General features: G+C 69.0%; 15 protein-coding genes. 6 read left to right on the top strand and 9 right to left on the bottom strand.

Annotated features, from left to right (window positions below; all coding sequences use genetic code 11):
• The first annotated feature begins 92 nt into the window (after positions 1 to 92).
• The 3 genes from rsgA to AC2EBS_RS01045 all read left to right on the top strand — a co-directional run bounded on the left by rsgA (position 93) and on the right by AC2EBS_RS01045 (position 5,300).
• Positions 93 to 1,169, top strand: a complete 1,077-nt coding sequence (gene rsgA / locus AC2EBS_RS01055; RefSeq protein WP_484726535.1) for a ribosome small subunit-dependent GTPase A — start codon at positions 93 to 95, stop codon at positions 1,167 to 1,169.
• 66 nt (positions 1,170 to 1,235) lie between these two features.
• Complete coding sequence (locus tag AC2EBS_RS01050) at positions 1,236 to 2,858, top strand: serine hydrolase domain-containing protein (protein WP_484726534.1); 1,623 nt, start codon at positions 1,236 to 1,238, stop codon at positions 2,856 to 2,858.
• A gap of 87 nt (positions 2,859 to 2,945) precedes the next feature.
• Entirely contained in the window at positions 2,946 to 5,300 is a 2,355-nt protein-coding gene (locus AC2EBS_RS01045; protein ID WP_484726533.1) for a TonB-dependent receptor plug domain-containing protein, read from the top strand.
• Positions 5,301 to 5,303: 3 nt separating this feature from the next.
• Here AC2EBS_RS01045 and AC2EBS_RS01040 read toward each other — a convergent pair whose 3' ends face one another.
• Together AC2EBS_RS01040 and AC2EBS_RS01035 are read right to left on the bottom strand one after the other, a co-directional pair.
• Positions 5,304 to 6,593, bottom strand: coding sequence for a TIGR03862 family flavoprotein (locus AC2EBS_RS01040; RefSeq protein WP_484726532.1), 1,290 nt, complete (start codon positions 6,591 to 6,593; stop codon positions 5,304 to 5,306).
• 55 nt (positions 6,594 to 6,648) lie between these two features.
• Positions 6,649 to 7,563, bottom strand: a complete 915-nt coding sequence (locus AC2EBS_RS01035) for a LysR family transcriptional regulator (RefSeq protein WP_484726531.1) — start codon at positions 7,561 to 7,563, stop codon at positions 6,649 to 6,651.
• A gap of 113 nt (positions 7,564 to 7,676) precedes the next feature.
• Here AC2EBS_RS01035 and AC2EBS_RS01030 point away from each other — a divergent pair, with 113 nt between their 5' ends.
• Entirely contained in the window at positions 7,677 to 9,113 is a 1,437-nt protein-coding gene (locus AC2EBS_RS01030) for an NADP-dependent isocitrate dehydrogenase (protein WP_484726530.1), read from the top strand.
• Positions 9,110 to 9,925, top strand: a complete 816-nt coding sequence (locus AC2EBS_RS01025) for a DUF6671 family protein (protein WP_484726529.1) — start codon at positions 9,110 to 9,112, stop codon at positions 9,923 to 9,925. Before AC2EBS_RS01030 ends, AC2EBS_RS01025 begins: the two co-directional genes overlap by 4 nt.
• 12 nt (positions 9,926 to 9,937) lie before the next feature.
• Here AC2EBS_RS01025 and AC2EBS_RS01020 read toward each other — a convergent pair whose 3' ends face one another.
• Genes AC2EBS_RS01020 through AC2EBS_RS01010 form a run of 3 tightly spaced genes read right to left on the bottom strand, consistent with a single transcriptional unit; the run spans position 9,938 to position 12,313 of the window.
• Positions 9,938 to 10,834: an SDR family oxidoreductase gene (locus tag AC2EBS_RS01020; protein ID WP_484726528.1), complete on the bottom strand. Its 897-nt coding sequence runs from the start codon at positions 10,832 to 10,834 to the stop codon at positions 9,938 to 9,940.
• Positions 10,831 to 11,283: a GNAT family N-acetyltransferase gene (locus AC2EBS_RS01015; protein ID WP_484726527.1), complete on the bottom strand. Its 453-nt coding sequence runs from the start codon at positions 11,281 to 11,283 to the stop codon at positions 10,831 to 10,833. Before AC2EBS_RS01015 ends, AC2EBS_RS01020 begins: the two co-directional genes overlap by 4 nt.
• A 7-nt stretch (positions 11,284 to 11,290) precedes the next feature.
• The gene (locus tag AC2EBS_RS01010; RefSeq protein ID WP_484726526.1) at positions 11,291 to 12,313 is read right to left on the bottom strand and encodes an NADP-dependent oxidoreductase; all 1,023 of its coding nucleotides are present in this window, start codon (positions 12,311 to 12,313) and stop codon (positions 11,291 to 11,293) included.
• A 260-nt stretch (positions 12,314 to 12,573) separates the two neighbouring features.
• On the opposite strand from AC2EBS_RS01010, the gene AC2EBS_RS01005 reads away from it, so the two are divergent.
• Complete coding sequence (locus tag AC2EBS_RS01005; protein ID WP_484726525.1) at positions 12,574 to 14,136, top strand: methyl-accepting chemotaxis protein; 1,563 nt, start codon at positions 12,574 to 12,576, stop codon at positions 14,134 to 14,136.
• 24 nt (positions 14,137 to 14,160) lie between these two features.
• On the opposite strand, the gene AC2EBS_RS01000 is transcribed toward AC2EBS_RS01005, so the two are convergent.
• From AC2EBS_RS01000 to AC2EBS_RS00985, 4 genes are read right to left on the bottom strand one after another with little or no spacing between them, the layout of a single operon-like run.
• Complete coding sequence (locus tag AC2EBS_RS01000; protein ID WP_484726524.1) at positions 14,161 to 14,628, bottom strand: PaaI family thioesterase; 468 nt, start codon at positions 14,626 to 14,628, stop codon at positions 14,161 to 14,163.
• Between the two features lie 4 nt (positions 14,629 to 14,632).
• A complete protein-coding gene (locus AC2EBS_RS00995; RefSeq protein ID WP_484726523.1) occupies positions 14,633 to 15,436 on the bottom strand; it encodes an SDR family oxidoreductase in 804 nt (267 codons plus the stop codon).
• Between the two features lie 38 nt (positions 15,437 to 15,474).
• On the bottom strand, positions 15,475 to 15,669 hold the full coding sequence (locus tag AC2EBS_RS00990) for a hypothetical protein (RefSeq protein WP_484726522.1): 195 nt from the start codon (positions 15,667 to 15,669) through the stop codon (positions 15,475 to 15,477).
• 18 nt (positions 15,670 to 15,687) lie between these two features.
• Positions 15,688 to 17,505, bottom strand: a complete 1,818-nt coding sequence (locus tag AC2EBS_RS00985; protein WP_484726521.1) for an acyl-CoA dehydrogenase — start codon at positions 17,503 to 17,505, stop codon at positions 15,688 to 15,690.
• Positions 17,506 to 17,509 lie beyond the last annotated feature (4 nt).

The following is a 17,509-nucleotide window of genomic DNA, read 5'->3' as shown; positions in this document are numbered from 1 at the left end:
AGCCGGGCGGGACGACGGTTCGACCACGCCCGTGCGCGCCATCTTTACTTCTGGCACGCGGGCCACCTCTAAGCGAAGTGAAGCTCGACATCATGCTCGACCTCGACGACCTCCCCGCCCTGCGCCAGCTGGGCCTCAACAACAGCCTGCTCGCCCGCCTGATCGAAATGCCGGAGACCACCGGCACCTGGCCGGCGCGCATCACCGAAATCCAGCGCGAACGCTGCACGCTGCTCGACGGCAAGGGCTCACGCAGCGGCCGCGTGCTGCCCGAGCTGCAGCGCGAACTCTTCGCCCGCGGCGAATCGCTCGCGGTGGGCGACTGGGTGCTCGCGGCCGAAGACGGCTGGATCCACCAGCGCGTGCCGCCGCTCAATGTGCTGTCGCGGCGCAGCCCCGAGGGCCACTGGCAGCCGCTGGTGGCCAATGTGGACACCGCGCTGCTGGTGATGGGGCTGGACCACGACTTCAAGCTCGCGCGGCTTGACCGCTACCTGCTGCTGACCCGCGCCGCCGGCGTGGCCGCCGTGGTGGTGCTGACCAAGGCCGACCTGCATGCCGACAGCAGTGCGCAGCGCCTGGCCGAGCTGCGCCAGCATCTGGCGCACAGCGCCGCGCTGGACGTGCTGGCGGTGGACGCCACGCAGCCCGCCACGCGCGAGCGGCTCGCTCCCTGGCTTGCAGAAGGCCAGACGCTGGTGCTGCTGGGCTCCAGCGGCGCGGGCAAGAGCACGCTGACCAACACGCTGTGCGGCAGCGCGCTGCAGGCCACCGGCGCGGTGCGCGAGGACGACAGCCGCGGCCGCCACACCACCACGGTGCGCTCGCTGTACCGCACGCCGGAAGGCGCCTGCATCATCGACACGCCGGGCCTGCGCGGCCTGCAGCTCGACGCCGACGAGGCCGCGCTGGCGGCGGGTTTCGACGATGTGGCGCGGCTGGCGGCGCAATGCCGCTTCCGCAACTGCACGCATGGCGACGAGCCCGGTTGCGCGGTGCGCGAGCACTTGAGCCCGCAACGCCTGCAGAGCTATCACAAGCTGCAGCGCGAAGCCCGCCATGCGCAGCAGGATCCGCGGCTGCGCCAGCAGCTGTTGGCCGAGTGGAAGCGCCGCAGCCGTGCGGCGCGCGAACGCATCGCGAGCAAGCAGGGGCGCGACCGTGACTGAGCAGCAAAGCCGCATGCGACACTGCCCCGTCACCGCTCACGCCGTGCCGCCGGGCCGGCCTCCGCCATGAAGAACAACGCCGCCTTGTCCTCACGGATCGACGCCCTGTTCGCCGAGCTCGCCGGCCGCGCCGTGCCCGGCGCCACGGTCGGCGTGCTGCGGCATGGCGAGGTGCTGCATGCCAAGGGCTACGGCATGGCCGACCTGGCGCTGGGCCAGCCGCTGAAGGCCGACAGCGTGCTGCGCATCGCCTCGGTGTCCAAGCAGTTCACCGTGGCAGCGGCGCTGCTGCTGGAGCGCGAGGGGCGGCTCTCGCGCGCCGACGATGTGCGCACGCATGTGCCTGAGCTGCCCAAGTGGGACATGCCCGGCGCGGTCGTGCGCATCGAGCACCTGATGCGCAATACCAGCGGCCTGCCCGATGTGCTGGAGCTGCTGCGCCTGGGCGGCGTGGGGCTGGACCTGCGCGTCGACCGCGCCACGCTGCTGGCCGCGATGGCGCGCAACCACCATCTGAACTTCGCGCCGGGCAGCCAGTTCCTCTACTGCAACAGCGGCTTCGCGCTGCTCGGCCTGATCGTCGAGCGCATCGCCGGATGCTCGCTGGGCGAGCTGCTGCAGCAGCGCTTCTTCGTGCCGCTGGCGATGCGCCAGACGCGCATGCTGGTGGAAAGCGACCTGCCGCTGCCGCGCCTGGCGTCGCCCTATCTCCCTGATGGCGAGGGCGCCTGGCGCCGCGCCCAACATGGCTTCGAGCATGGCGGCGAAGGCGGCCTGGTCTCCAGCGTCAACGACCTGCTGCAATGGGCCGGCCATCTGCTGCGCCCCGCACCGGGCGTGGCCGATGTGGCTGCGGCGCTGATGGAAGCTGCGCCGCTGACCGGCGGCGAAGCCTCGCCCTATGCGCGCGGGCTGGAGCGCAGCACGCTGGAAGGCCTGGCCTGCATCGGCCACGGCGGGCTGTGGCCCGGCTACCGCACTGAGTTCCTGTTCGTGCCCGAGCGCGAGCTGGCGGTGGTCGTCATCACGAACGACGGCGGCCACAACCCCTACAAGACCGCTCGCGACATCGCCCGGCTGGTGCTCGATCTGCCGCCGCTGCCGAGCGTCGCGCCCGATCCGGCACTGGCCGGTCGCTGGTTTGACGCCGCCTCGGGCCAGCTGCTGGAGCTGGCCATCCCCGGCGGCAAGCGCCTGATGGCGCAGCAGTGGGGCGTCAGCTACGAGCTCGCCCAGCAAGCTGCGACGCCGGGCCTGTGGCAGCCGCTGCGCGGCGCCTACGAGCAGCAGATTCATGATGGCCTCGACGCGCAGGGCCGCCTGCTGCTCGGCGGCGCACGCGGCCAGACTGTGGCACTGCAGCGCCTGCCTGACGCTCGCCCCCCACTGCCCGATGGGCTGGCAGCGGGCGATGCTTTTTTCAGCGCCGACATCGCCACGCGCTGGACCCTCGTGAACGGAGAGTCGGCCGGCAGCCTGGCCGTGCAGGTCGACGGCCCGCTGCTCAAGCCGCTGCAGCGCTGGCCGCTGCTGGGCCTGCAGGGCGACTGCATCGAGCTGCTCAGCCCCGGCTACTGGATGCAGGGCCGCCAGCTGTTGCGCCTGGAGCGCGATGCCCAGGGCCGCGTGCAGGCGCTGGTGGTGGACAGTGCGCGCACCAAGGGGCTGCGCTTCACGCGCGTCGGCTGAGAATGCCGGCGTAAGAGAAGGTGCCCTCGCGGGTTGAAGCCTATGCAGAAGAACAAGCACCACGAACGAACACGACGCCACCGCGCCATGAGCCCAGCTTCCACCGCCCTCGCCTCCGCCGACGCTCGCCACCACCCCTGCTGTCTGCCGCTCGCAAGCCTGCTCGCCGCCTGCGGCCTGCTGACTCATCTATCGGCCCAGGCGCAGACCGCTGATGCGCCCGCCGCGCCTTCGGCCGCCGCCAGCGCGCCCGCCGCGCAGCAGCAGCGCAAGCCGGCCACGCCGCCGGCACCGGCCGCCAAAACCGCGACGCCCCCGGCCGAGCAGCTCGAGCGCGTCGAGGTCAGCGGCGGCGCCAGCGATACCTCGCTGCGCCGCGCGTCCACCGCGTCGAAGATCGTCGTCGGTCGTGAGGAGATCGAGCGCTTCGGCGATTCCAGCGTCGCCGAGGTGCTCAAGCGCCTGCCCGGCGTCACCACCGGTGGCCGGCCCGGCCGCGGCGGCGGGCCGCGCATGCGCGGCATGGGCGCCGGCTACACGCAGGTGCTGGTCAACGGCGAGCGCATGCCGGCCGGCTTCTCGCTGGACGACCTGCCGCCCGAGCAGGTCGATCGCATCGAGGTGATGCGCGCGCCCACCGCCGAGTTCGGCGCCCGTGCAGTGGCCGGCACCATCAACATCGTGCTGCGCGAGGCGCTGGTCAAGCGCAACAACGACCTGCGCGTCGGCCTCGCGCACGAGAACGGCGTCAACAGCCCCGACTTCAGCTGGACGCGCAACGACACGCTGGCCGAGGACGGCAACGGCGCCTACACGCTGACCGTGGTGGCCAACGACCGCCGACGCCGCGACGACATCGATATCCGTACCACCACGCTGAGACTGGACACGCAGGAAAGCAGCAGCTTCCAGCAGAGCGGCGTCAGCGAGAACGAGCGCCAGAGCCTGAATGTCAACGCGCGCATCCAGTGGCGCCTGGGCGGCGGCGACAGCCTCAACCTGATGCCCATCCTGGTGGCGGCCAAAGGCAGCAACAGCAGCCAGTTCAGCCAGGTGCCGACGCGCGACTACGACTTCGTGCAGACCAGCGGCGACGGCCAGTTCCGCATGGCGCGCCTGAACGGCCAGTGGAACAAGCGCATCGCCGACAGCACCCGCTTCGAGCTGCGCGGCGGCCTGGGTCAGGCCAAGCTGGACAGCAACTCACTGCGCCAGGAATACCTCGGCCAGCCCGGCGCGTTGATGCCCTCGCACCGCCAGGACGACACCACCAACAGCCTGGACCGCAGCTGGAGCAGCATCGCCAAGCTCTCGCACCAGATGGACAACAGCGGCGAGCATAGCCTGGTCGGCGGCCTGGAGGCCGAGGGCGTGAAGCGCGACCAGACGCGCATCAGCCTGCTCGACGGCCAGCCGCGCGCCGAGCTGGCCGACTTCGGCGACAACCTGCAGGCCTCGACGCTGCGCCTGGCCGCCTATGCGCAGGACGAGTTCCAGCTCAGCAAGCAATGGTCCGCCTATGCCGGCCTGCGCTGGGAAGGCATACGCACCGAGAGCAGCGCGCTGGCCTACCAGGTTCGCAATACCTCCAGCGTGTGGACGCCGCTGCTGCATACCGTCTGGAAGCTCGACGAGAAGAGCCGCGACCAGATCCGCGTCAGCCTGACGCGCAGCTACCGCGCGCCCGATGTGCAGGCCCTGATCGCCAAGCCCAGCATCAACGCGCAGTACCAGCTCGATCCCGAGACCGGCAGCTACCCCGACCGCGCCGGCAACCCCGATCTCAAGCCCGAGATGGCCACCGGCATCGACATCGCCTTCGAGCGCTATCTCAGCAAGGGTGGCGTGCTCAGCGTCAGCGGCTTCGCGCGGCGCATCAAGGACCTGATCCGCAACGTCACCGCGCTGGAGACGGTCAGCTGGTCCGACACGCCGCGCTGGGTGCAGCGCCCGCGCAATATCGGCGAGGCGACGACGATGGGCATCGAGCTGGAAGCGAAATTCCGCCTCGACGAGTTCATAGACGGCGCGCTGCCGGTCTCGGTGCGCAGCAATCTGAGCCTGTTCCGCTCCTCGGTGGACGGCATTCCCGGCCCCAACAACCGCCTGGACGCGCAGCCCAAGGGCACGGCCAACCTGGGCGCCGACTACCGCCTGCGCAGCATGCCGCTGAGCCTGGGCGGCAGCATCAACTTCACGCCCGCGACCACCATCCAGCAGACCGTGCTGCTGGAGAGCAAGAGCACGCGCAAGCAGGTGATCGATGCCTATGCGCTGTGGAGCTTCAACCGCGACGTCGCACTACGCCTGACTGCCAGCAACCTCGGCCCGCTGGACTACACGACGACCAACACCATCAGCACCACGCGCTTGCTGACCAGCACCGAAACCGCAGGGCGGACCTTCACCAACTGGCAGGCGCGGCTGGAGATCAAGCTCTGAGTGCTAGCGGCGCAGCCAGGCCGCTGCGCCTTCGCCCGCGACCACACCGCTGGCCATGCTGGCAGTGAGCAAGTAGCCGCCGGTGGGCGCTTCCCAGTCGAGCATCTCGCCGGCGCAGAACACGCCGGACATGGCCTTGAGCATCAGCGCCTGGTCCAGCTCGTCCAGGCACACGCCGCCGGCGGTGCTGATCGCCTCGGCCACCGGCCGCGGCGCGGAGAGCTGAAGCGGCAGCCGCTTGAGCGTACGCGCCAGCGTTGCCGCGTCGTCGTATTCGTCCTTGCTGAGCACCTCGCGCAGCAGCGCGGCTTTCAGGCCCTCGATGCCCAGCCGACTCTTCAGGTGCGTGGCCATCGAGCGGCTGCCGCGCGGGCGCGCCACCTCGGCCAGCACCTGGGCCTCGCTGCGCGCAGGCAGCAGATCGAGGTGGATCAGCGCACTGCCCTCGTCGGCAATCTCCTCGCGCAGCAGGCTGGACGCGGCATAGACCAGCGAACCCTCGATGCCGCTGGCGGTGATGACGAACTCGCCCTGGCGCGCGAAGCTGCGCCCGCTGCGCTTCGCCTCGAAATGCAGCGCCACCGGCTTGACCGGCAGGCCGGCGAAGCGCTCGCGGAAGAACGGCGTCCAGCCCGGCTCGGCGGCATCGGCGCGGCGCAGGCCGAGGTCGAAGCCGCAGTTGGCCGGGCGCAGGCCGGCGATGCGCACACCGCGCGAGCTCAAGAGCGGCACCCAGCCGGCATTGGAGCCCAGCTGCGGCCACGAGGCCCCGCCCAGCGCAAGCACGACGGCATCCGCCGCAGCGACGACCTCCTGGCCCTGGTGCGAAAACAGCAGGTTCTCGCGCGACTCGCTCCAGCCCATCCAGTGGTGGCGCATATGAAAGCGAACACCGGAGCCGCGCAGCCGCGCCAGCCAGGCCCGCAGCAGCGGCGCGGCCTTCATGTCGGTCGGGAACACGCGGCCCGATGTGCCGACGAAGGTTTCCACGCCCAGCTCCCGCGACCAGGCACGCAGAGCCTGGGCATCGAAACGGTCCAGCCACCGCCCCACCTCGGCGCAGCGTTCGCCGCGGCCGGTGATGAATCGATCGACGAAGTCGGCCTTGGGCTCAGCGTGGGTCAGATTGAGCCCGCCCTTGCCGGCGAGCAGGAACTTGCGCCCCACCGAGGCCATGGCGTCATAGACGTCGACCTCGCAGCCGGCGGCGCGCAACCGCTCGGCCGCCATCAGCCCGGCCGGGCCGCCACCGATGACCGCGGCTCTGGCTGGTGTGGGGACAGGGTCGGACATCGGGGACTGCTCTTGCGGTTTCGGGGCGCGCCAGTGTGCCAGAAGCCGCCGCGCCTCAGGCAGCGACGCCGAGTTCGCTGAGCAAGTAGCGCTTGAAGGCCTCGGCGATCGGCGAGAGCTGCTTGCCACGTGGCACCACCAGGTACCAGCTGTTGGCGATCGGGAAGCCCTCCACCGGCAGCTCCACCAGATTGCCCGGCGCCATATGAGTCAGGGCCAGGCGGCTCAGGATAGCCACCCCCAGACCGGCAGCCACAGCCTCCTTGATGGCCTCGTTGCTGGCGATGGTGATCGGATTGTCCAGGCGCAGGCCATGGGCCTCGCAGTGCCGCTCGATCGCATGGCGGGTGCCAGAGCCCGGCTCGCGCATCAGCCAGCGCTCGCCGGCCAGCGCCTCCCAGCGTATGCGCTTGCGTCCGGCCAGCGGGTGCTCGCTCGGGGCGATCACCACCAGCGGGTTCTCGGTCAGCAGGGTCAGCTCGATGTCGAGCTCGCGGGGCGGATGGCTGAAGACATAGAGATCGTCGAGGTTGTCCTGCAGCCGCCGCCGTATCTCGGCGCGGTTGCCCACCTGGAACTCGACCTGCACCTGCGGATGGGCCTTGCAGAAAGGTCCCAGCAGCGCAGGCACCAGGTACTTGGCCGTGGTCACCACGCCAAGCCGCAACCGCCCGACGGACAGCCCGGCGCGCTGGGCCAGCCGCATCTCCAGGCGGTCCAGCACGTCGAACAGTTCGCGGCAGGTGGTCAGCAATTCCTCGCCGACGTCGGTGAGATAGAGCTGCTTGCCGATCTGCTCGAACAGCTGCGCATCCAGTGCCTGCGCCAGCCGCGTCAGTTGGGTGGACACCGTCGGCTGGGCCAGGTGCAGCACGCGGGCGGCATCGGTGACGCTCAGCCGCTCAGCCACCTCGCGGAAAACCTCGAGCTGCCTGAACGTCGCCTGTCGGGTGTGAAGCCGCTTACGCATAGCCAATCGTAGATTGAAGTCTCAATCAAAATCTATTTTTACAGATTCATCGGAACTTTCAGAATCCGCCCCGTCGCCGCACAACGGCTCTTCCGACTGAAAAGGTTCCACCCATGAACAAGACCCCCATCACCGTGGCCTACGGCGACGGCATCGGCCCCGAAATCATGCGCGCCACGCTGCGCATGCTCGATGCGGCGGGCGCGCAGCTGGCACCAGAAGTCATCGAGATCGGCGAGAAGGTCTACCTGGCCGGCAACAGCAGCGGCATCGGCTCGGCCGCCTGGGAGTCGCTGCGCCGCACGCGTGTCTTCCTGAAAGCGCCGATCACCACGCCACAAGGCAGCGGCTACAAGAGCCTGAACGTCAGCACCCGCAAGGCCCTGGGCCTGTATGCCAATGTGCGGCCCTGCATCGCCTACGCGCCCTTCGTGCAGACGCGGCATCCGGCGATGGATCTGGTGATCGTGCGCGAGAACGAGGAAGACCTCTACGCGGGCATCGAGCACCGCCAGACTGACGAGGTCTACCAGTGCCTGAAGCTGATCACCAGGCCGGGCTGCGAGCGCATCGTCCGCTATGCCTTCGAGTACGCGCGCCGCCAGGGCCGCAAGCGCGTCACCTGCTTCGTGAAGGACAACATCATGAAGCTCACCGATGGCCTGTTCCATCGCGTGTTCGACGAGATCGGCGCCGAGTACCCGGACATCGCGCGCGACAGCATGATCGTGGACATCGGTGCCGCGCGCCTGGCCGACACGCCCGAGCGCTTCGATGTGATCGTGATGCCCAATCTCTACGGCGACATCCTCTCCGATGTCGCGGCGCAGATCGCCGGCTCGGTGGGCATGGCCGGCTCCGCCAATATCGGCGACCAGTGCGCAATGTTCGAGGCCATCCATGGCTCGGCTCCCGACATCGCCGGCCAGGACCTGGCCAACCCCTCGGGCCTGCTGAGCGGCGCCATCCAGATGCTGCTGCACATCGGCCAGGCCGACGTAGCCGAGCGCCTGCACAACGCCTGGCTGCGCACGCTGGAGGAAGGGCTGCACACCGCCGACATCTATCGCGAGGGGCAGAGCTACCAGCGCCTGGGCACCCAGGCCTTCGCCGACGCCGTGATCGCCCGCCTGGGCAAGAAGCCCGAGGTGCTGAAGGCGGTGCGCTACGCCGCGCAGCCGCCGATGCAACTGCCTGCGCCGGTGCGCCAGGCCCCGCTGGACAAGCAGCTGGTGGGCGTGGACGTGTTCCTGCAATGGTGCGCAGGCAGCCCCGAGCAGCTGGGCCCGCAACTGAAGGCGCTGGCCGCTCCGTCGCTGCCGCTGCAGCTGATCACCAACCGCGGCGTCAAGGTCTGGCCCCAGGGCTTCCCGGAGACCTTCTGCGTCGACCACTGGCGCTGCCGCTTCACCGCGACCTCTGGCGGGCTGGACTTCAAGGAGGTGCTGTCGCTGCAAGAGCGGCTGCATGCCCAGGGCTTCGATGTGGTGAAGACCGAGAACCTCTACACCTTCGACGGCGCGCCCGGCTACGCCGCGGTGCACGGATGAGCCACGCGAACCGGCTGGCCCTGCTGACCCGCCACGGCAAGGCCGCCGTGCTGGGCGGCGTTGCCGAGGAGCTGGGCGTCGCGCTGCAGCTCGTCGATGGCTTCGACACCGACAGCCTGGGCACCTTCACGATGGAACGGCCGCGTCAAGGCAGCCAGTTCGACGCCGCGCTGACCAAGGCGCGGCTGGCCTGCGGACTCTCGGGTTGCCGCTGGGGCCTGGGCAGCGAAGGCAGCTTCGGACCGGATCCCTATCTGGCCCAGGTGCCCTGGGGCATTGAGCTGCTGGTGCTGCACGACGCGCAGACCAACAGCCAGGTCCATGCGGTCGCCCAGGGGCCGGCTCCGGCCTACCGTCAGGCCGGCGTCGGCAGCCTGGACGCCGCGCTCGCCTTCGCCAGCGAGATCGGCTTTCCCGCGCAGGGCCTGATCATCGGCAGGCCAGACGAGCCTTGGTTCGACAAGGACGCGTGCGGGCTGGCGCAGCTCAGGCAGCGGGCTGAACAGGCCCTGCAGCACGGCGAGCTCTGGCTGGAGACCGATATGCGCGCGCACCGCAACCCCAGCCGCATGGCGATGATTGCGCAGGCCGGCGAGGCGCTGGTGCAAAGGCTGCGCGAACGCTGTCCGCGCTGCGAAGCCAGAGGCTGGGGGCCGGTGGGGCTGATCACCGGCGCACGCTGCGACTGCTGCGGCCACGAGACGACGGCAGCGCGGGCACAGCGCCTGCAGTGCCCGGTCTGCCGCCACGAGGAAGAATGGCCGCTGCGCGAGACCGTGCCGGCCGCGCGCTGCGAGCTGTGCAACCCATGAGGCCGACAGGCCTCAGTCGCCTTTGAGCAGCGCCTTGATCTGCTCGCCCAGCTCGGGCTTGTCCGCAAAAGGGCTGGTCGGGTTGCGCAGCTGCAGCACGTCTTCCATGCGCGTCTGCACGCCGGACAGCACCTTGGGATGGCTGAAGATGTAGAACTGCTCGCGGTCCATCGCATCGAAGACCATCGCCGCCACCTCGGCCGCAGTGACCTTGCCCGACGACACGGCCTTGTCGCTCATCATCTGCGAGACCAGCTGGCTCTTGGTCGGCTTGTCGGCCGCCAGCTCACCGGGGCGGTTGCGATGGCTCTGCGAGATGCCGGTGGGCACGAAGAAGGGGCACAGCACCGAGCAGCGGATCTGCTCGGTGACCAGGGCCAGGTCTTGATGGAGCGTTTCGCTCAAGGACACCACCGCGTGCTTGGAGACGTTGTACACGCCCATGTTCGGCGCATTGACCATGCCGGCCATCGAGGCGGTGTTGACGATGTGGCCCTGGTAGGACGGGTCGGCCTTGGCCGCCGCCAGCATCATCGGCGTGAACAGGCGCACGCCGTGCACCACGCCCATCAGGTTGACGCCGAGCACCCACTCCCAATCCTTGAGCGAGTTCTCCCAGATCAGCCCACCGCCGCCCACGCCAGCGTTGTTGAAGACGAAGTGCGGCGCACCGAAGCGCTGCTGCACTGCGTCGGCCAGCGCCTGCATCTGCTCGGCCTTCGCGACATCGACGCGGCGCGCCAGCACCTCGCTGCCGGCGAACTCGGCCGCAGCCTTGTCCAGCGCGTCCTGCTGCACGTCCACCAGCACCAGCTTCATGCCGCGCGCGGCGGCGATGCGCGCCACCTCCAGGCCGAAGCCGGAACCGGCGCCAGTGATCACGGCCACGCTGCCTTCGTAGTTCTTCATGGTGTCGCTTGTCTTTGCATATCGATGTGGGGAATGCCATCCTCGTCGTAGACGGCCGAGGTGGGCCGGAAGCCGAGGCTGGCATAGAAGCCCTGCAGATGCGCCTGCGCGCTGAGCCTGATCGGCTGCGCCGGCCAGCGCTGCGCGCATTCCGCGATGGCGCAATGCATCAGCGCCCTGCCCTGGCCGGCGCCGCGCGCCGCCGGTGCGGTGAGCACGCGGCCGATCTTCGGCCCGTCCGGCGTCGGGATCAGCCGCGCGCAGGCGAGCAGCTCGCCCTGCGCGTCGCGGCCCAGCAGGTGCAATGCATCGAGGTCCTGCCCGTCCGGGTCCAGGTAGATGCAGCGCTGTTCGACGACGAAAACCTCGCTGCGCAGCTTCAGCAGCGCGTAGAGCTCACGCGCGCTCAGCTCATCGAGCGCGTGGCAGGTCCAGGCGAGGTCCGCCATCGGCGCCTCAGATCAGCTTGACCAGCTGCTTGCCGAAGTTCTTGCCCTTGAGCAGCCCCAGGAAGGCCTCGGGCGCGGCGGCGATGCCGTCGGCCACGCTCTCGCGGAACTTGAGCTTGCCGGTGGCGACCAGCGTGCCCAGTTCCTTCAGCGCCTCGGGCCACACCTCCATGTGCTCGGAGACGATGAAGCCCTCGACCTTCATGCGGTTCACCAGGATCAGCTGCGGCGCCATCATCGGGATGGGCTCGCCGTTGTAGCCGGCGATCATGCCGCACATCGCCACACGGCTGAAGGCATTGGCGCGCAGCATCACTGCGTCGAGGATCATGCCGCCGACGTTCTCGAAGTGGCCGTCGATGCCGTTCGGGCAGGCGGCCTTCAGCGCGGCCGACAGGCTCTTCAGGTCCTTGTGCTCCTTGTAGTCGATGCAGGCGTCGAAGCCCAGTTCCTCGACCACGTAACGGCACTTGTCAGGTCCGCCGGCGATGCCCACCGCGCGCGCGCCGCGCGCCTTGGCCAGCTGCCCCACCGCGCCGCCCACAGCGCCGCTGGCGGCGCTGACCACCACGGTCTCGCCAGCCTTGGGGGCAATGATCTTCACCAGGCCGTACCAGGCGGTGACGCCGGGCATGCCCACCGCACCCAGATAGGCCGACAGCGGCACATGGGTGGTGTCGACCTTCTGCAGCACGCCGCGCTGGCTGGCATCGACCAGCTGGTATTCCTGCCAGCCGCCCATGCCGACAACCTTGTCGCCGGCCTTGAAGTTGGCGTTCTTGGACTCGACCACCTCGCCCACCGTGCCGCCGATCATCACGGCGTTCAGCGGCTGCGGGTCGGCATAGCTCTTGGACTCGCTCATGCGGCCGCGCATATAGGGGTCGAGGCTGAGGTAGTGGTTGCGCACCAGCACCTGGCCCTCGGCCAGCGCCGGCACCGGCGCCTCCACGAGCTTGAAGTTGTCGACGGTCGGCTCGGCCACCGGGCGCGAGACGAGATGGATCTGACGGTTGATCAGTTGGCTCATGAAGCAGTCTCCTAGTGAGGACTGCGCGATTGAAGCACGAGCCCGGCCGCCCTGGCCGTCTCATGGGCGACAAAAAAGCACGATCGTTCGATTTGCATGGCCTGTGAATTCCTGCACGGCTGGCTGTCCCGGTTGGCCCCGGACTTGCTGATTCCAGCGACAGGGAAAGCCCGGAGGCCTGAGGGGGCCAATGGGCAGGCGGCGCCAAGCCGCATCTCGACATGCCATCAGTCATTCATCTTTGCAGGAGGAGTAACGCCATGCACTTGTCCAACTACCGCACCGCCGTCAAGCTCGTAGGTGCCTTCGTCCTCGTCGCGCTGATCGGCGCGGCGATGGGCGCCATCTCCATCCTCAACATGAAGCGCCTGGCCGATGCCGACAGCCGGCTCTACGAGCAGCAGCTGATGGGTGTTTCGCTGGTCAAGGAAGCCAACATCAAGCGCCTGCAAGGCGTGGTCGCGCTGCGCGACGCGGTCATCGCCACCAGCGGCAAGGAGCGCGACGATGCGCTGAAGCGGCTCAAGGAGGCGCGCACCAGCACTGCGCAGCTGCTGCGCCAGGCTGAGGAGCTGATGCACGGGGATGAGGCGGCCGAGCAGCAGCTCGCCGAGCTGCGCGAGGCCCTGAAGGCCGACAGCAGCGCCACCGAGACGCTGATCGAGCAGATCAGCGTCTCGGACCTCATCACGTCCACCGAGGCACTGCGCCAGATGAAGGAAGACCAGGTGCCGCAGAGCATCAAGCTGGGCGCGGCGATGAGCAAGATGTCCAGCCTCAGTGAGGAACACGCCGGCAGCGTGGCTCAGGCCAACGGCGAGCTCTACGCGAGCTCGCGCAATCTGACGCTGGCGCTGATCGTGATCGGCGCGCTGGTCGGCGTGGCGCTGGGCCTGGGCATCAGCCGCCATGTCACCCGGCCGCTGGCCAAGGCCGTTGCTGCCGCACAGCGCATGGCCGAGGGCGATATGAGCGAGGCGCTGAAGGTGCACGGCCGCGACGAGGTGGCGCAGCTGCTGCGCGCGCTGGAAGCGATGCGCGCGCAGCTGCAGAAGCTGGTCGCCCAGGTGCGCGAGAACTCCGAGACCGTGGCCACCGCCAGCGTGGAGATCGCCCACGGCAATGCCGACCTCAGCCAGCGCACCGAAGAACAGGCCAGCGCGCTGCAGCAGACCGCCGCGACGATGGAGCAGCTCGGCGCCACCGTGACGCACAACGCCGACAGCGCGCAGCAGGCCAACCAGCTGGCGCTGGGCGCCTCGCAGGTGGCGCAGCGCGGCGGCGAGGTGGTGGCCGACGTGGTGCGCACGATGCGCGACATCAACCAGAGCTCGCAACGCATCGCCGACATCATCGGCGTGATCGACGGCATCGCCTTCCAGACCAATATCCTGGCGCTGAACGCTGCCGTCGAGGCCGCGCGTGCTGGCGAGCAGGGCCGCGGCTTCGCCGTCGTCGCGTCCGAGGTGCGCAGCCTGGCGCAGCGCTCAGCGGCGGCGGCACGCGAGATCAAGGAACTGATCAGCAGCAGCGTCGAGCGCGTCGAGCAGGGCAGCAGCCTCGTCGACGAGGCCGGCCGTACGATGGACGAGGTGGTCACCGCGATCCGCCGCGTCACCGACATCGTTGGCGAAATCAGCGAGGCCAGCCGCGAGCAGAGCAGCGGGGTGGCCCAGGTCGGCGACGCGATCGCGCAGATGGACAAGGTCACGCAGCAGAACGCCGCGCTGGTCGAGCAGAGTGCCGCGTCGGCGGAGAGTCTGAAGCAGCGCGCCGAGCAGCTGGTGCGCACGGTGGCCGTGTTCCGGCTGGCCCAGGTGTGAGCACCAGGGCCGCCCGGCGCGGCGTTACCCGTCGGTCGGCAGCTGCAGGTTCTTCAGCTTGCGCTCGCCGGCGGGCAGCGCCTTCAGGTATTTGAAGGTACCGGTGGCGTGCGCCACCAGGCGCTGCTGCGCATCGAATACTGAGGCTTCGCAGAAGGCCATCGTCGCCGAGCGGTGCAGCAGCTTGCCCTCGGCGCGCAGCACACCCTCACCGGGGCGCATGAAGCTGGTCTTCATCTCGATGGTCACGACGCCGGGGCCGTAGTTGGGCTGGTCGGCATGGATGCTGCGTGCCGCGAAGGCCATGGTCACGTCCAGCAGCGTCATGATCACGCCGCCATGCACCACATCGAAGGAGTTGTGATGCTGCTCGGTCGCGTCCAGGCGCAGCTCGGCGCTGCCATGACCCACGCCATGCAACTCCAGCCCCAGCTTCTCGACGAAAGGGATGCGCACCGGGAACTTCATCGGGGGTGCGCTCTTCTTCGTCATCGGGTCAGGCTCCGTGAATTGCCGAAACCCCGCCGTCGACGGCGAGGATCTGGCCGGTGATGTGCTTGCCGGCGCGCGACGCGAACAGCAGCGCGGCGCCCTTGAGGTCTTCATCGTCGCCCAGGCGATTCAGCGGCGCCTTGGCGGCCATATTGTCGGCGCCCAGCGTGGCGAGCAGACCCTTGGTCATCTTGCTGGGGAAGAAGCCCGGCGCCAGTGCGTTGACGGTGATGCCGTAGCCGCCCCACTCGCCGGCCAGCGCGCGGGTGAAGTTCACCGCCGCGCCCTTGCTGGTGTTGTAGGCAATGGTCTTCATCTCCGGCGTGTTGCCGGCCAGACCGGCGATCGAGGCCACGTTGATGATGCGGCCGTAGCGGCGCGGGATCATGCTCTGCCGCGCAGCTTCCTGGCTCATCACGAAGAGGCTGCGGATGTTCAGGTTCATCACCTTGTCCCAGGCCTCGACCGGGTGCTCCTCGGCCGGCGCACCCCAGGTGGCGCCGGCGTTGTTGACGAGGATGTCGATCTGGCCGAGGCGCTCCATGGTCTGGCTGACGATGCCGCGGGCCTGTACCTCGTCGGCCGCATCGGCGGCGATCCAGCGCGCGTCGATGCCGCGCTCTTGCAGCGAGGCCACGGCCTCCTCCAGATCGGCCGCCTTGCGCGAGCTGAGCATGATCTTCGCGCCGGCATCGCCCAGCGCCTCGGCGATCTGCAGGCCCAGGCCGCGCGAGCCGCCGGTGACCAGGGCCACCTGGCCGCGCAGGTCGAAGAGTTCCATCACGTTCTGGCGAGCTTGTTCAGTCATTGTCTTGTCTCCAATTCAGTCGGTAGAAATCGCTTCGTTCAAGGCCAGCGCGAGCGCAGCACGATCAGCACCACGCCGCCTGCTGCTGCCGTCAGCCCCTTGCCGATCAGCAGCCAGCCGAGCAGTTCGTCGCCACCCTCCAGCACGAACAGCCCCAGCGAGGCGGCGAGCAGACCGCCGTAGATGAACACCCAGACCAGGCGCTCGATCCATTGCAGTGCGCGCTTGTTCATCGCGGTGCGCCCTGTGGTTCAGAGCCAGGCGTCCTGCACCTCGCGGCACAGCGGCTCGCGCCGCTCCACCACCGCGAGCCAGGCGGCTATCTTGGGCAACTCGTAGGCGTAGAAGTAGCGCAGCGCAGCGCGCTTGCCCTGCGCGAAGGCATCGTCGCGCGCGCCCACGGCCAGCGCCAGGTCCAGCCACAGCCAGGCCAGCACCGTGTGGCCGAAGGCCTGCAGATAGGGCGTGGCATTGGCCAGCGCCTCTTCCGGCTGACCGGTCGACCAGGCGCCCTGCGTGGCGCGGCCGACCTGGGCCAGCGCAGCGCCCAGCTGCTTGGCCTGCTCTGCCAGCTCGGGCCGGGCCAGCGCGGCACGGATCGTCTTCTCGATGCGCGCGGCCAGCACCGCCAGCGAGCGGCCCTGGTCCATCACCACCTTGCGGCCCAGCAGGTCCAGGCCCTGGATGCCGTGCGTGCCCTCGTGGATCATGTTCAGGCGGTTGTCGCGCCAGTACTGCTCCACCGGGAAGTCGCGCGTGTAGCCGTAGCCGCCCAGCACCTGGATGGCCAGCGAGTTGGCTTCCAGACACCACTCGCTGGGCCAGCTCTTCGCGATCGGGATCAGCACGTCCAGCAGCGCCTTCGCCTCGGCCACGGCCTCGGCATCGCCGGTGTGCTGCTCGTCGACCAGACGGGCGCATAACAGTTCAAGTGCCAGCCCACCTTCGACATAGCTCTTCTGCGCCAGCAGCATGCGCTTCACATCGGCATGCTCGACGATGGGACGCTGCGGCGACGCGGCGTCCTTGCCCGCGGCCGTCATCGGCCGGCCCTGCGGACGCTGGCGCGCGTACTCGAGGCTGGCCTCGTAGCCCGCATAACCGAGCATCACCGCGCCCAGGCCCACGCCGATGCGCGCCTCGTTCATCATGTGGAACATGCACTTCAGGCCTTCGCCGGGCTTGCCGACCAGATAGCCCACCGCACCCGCCTTGCCACCCGGCTTGAACTTGCCCTCGCCGAAATTCAGCAGCGTGTTGGTCGTGCCGCGATAGCCCAGCTTGTGGTTCAGGCCGGCCAGCGAGACGTCGTTGCGCTCGCCGGTGAGCTGGCCCTTCGTGTCCACCAGCTTCTTGGGCACGATGAACAGCGAGATGCCCTTGGTGCCGGGAATAGTCTTGCCGTCCGGCCCTGGGATCTTGGCCAGCACCAGATGCACGATGTTCTCGGTGATCTCGTGCTCGCCGCCCGAGATCCACATCTTGTTGCCCTTGAGGCGATAACGCGGGCCCAACGCGTCCTGCTCGAAGCCTTCACCGTCCGGCTCGGCACGCGTCGCGATGTCCGACAGCGACGAACCTGCCTGCGGCTCCGACAGGCACATGGTGCCGAACCAGCGGCCGGCGAACTCGTTCTTGGCGAAGACCTCGCGCTGCAACTCGGTGCCATGCGCCATCAGCAGGCTGGCGTTGCCGCTAGTGAGCATCGCGTAGCCGCCCATCGCGACGCTGGCCTTGCTGAAAAAGGCGTTCGCGGCCATCTCGATCACGCAGGGCAGCTGCATGCCGCCCACCTCGTAATCCTGCGCGGCGGCCAGCATGCCCGACTCGACATAGGCGGCCATCGCGTCATGTGTGGGCTGCGGCAGGTGCACGCGTTCACCATCGAAATGCGGCTCCTGCGTGTCGGCCAGGCGGTTGAATGGCGCGAACTTCTCGCGGGCGATCTTCTCGCAGGTGTCCAGCACCGCGCCGAAGGTCTCGCGCGAATGCTCGGCAAAGCGCTCGCGGCTGCACAGGTCTTGCACCTTCAGCCAGTCGTCGAGCAGGAATTCCAGGGTCTGGCGCATCGCG

Source organism: Roseateles sp. T103 (assembly GCF_057219915.1).
This window is presented reverse-complemented; position numbering and strand designations above follow the sequence as displayed.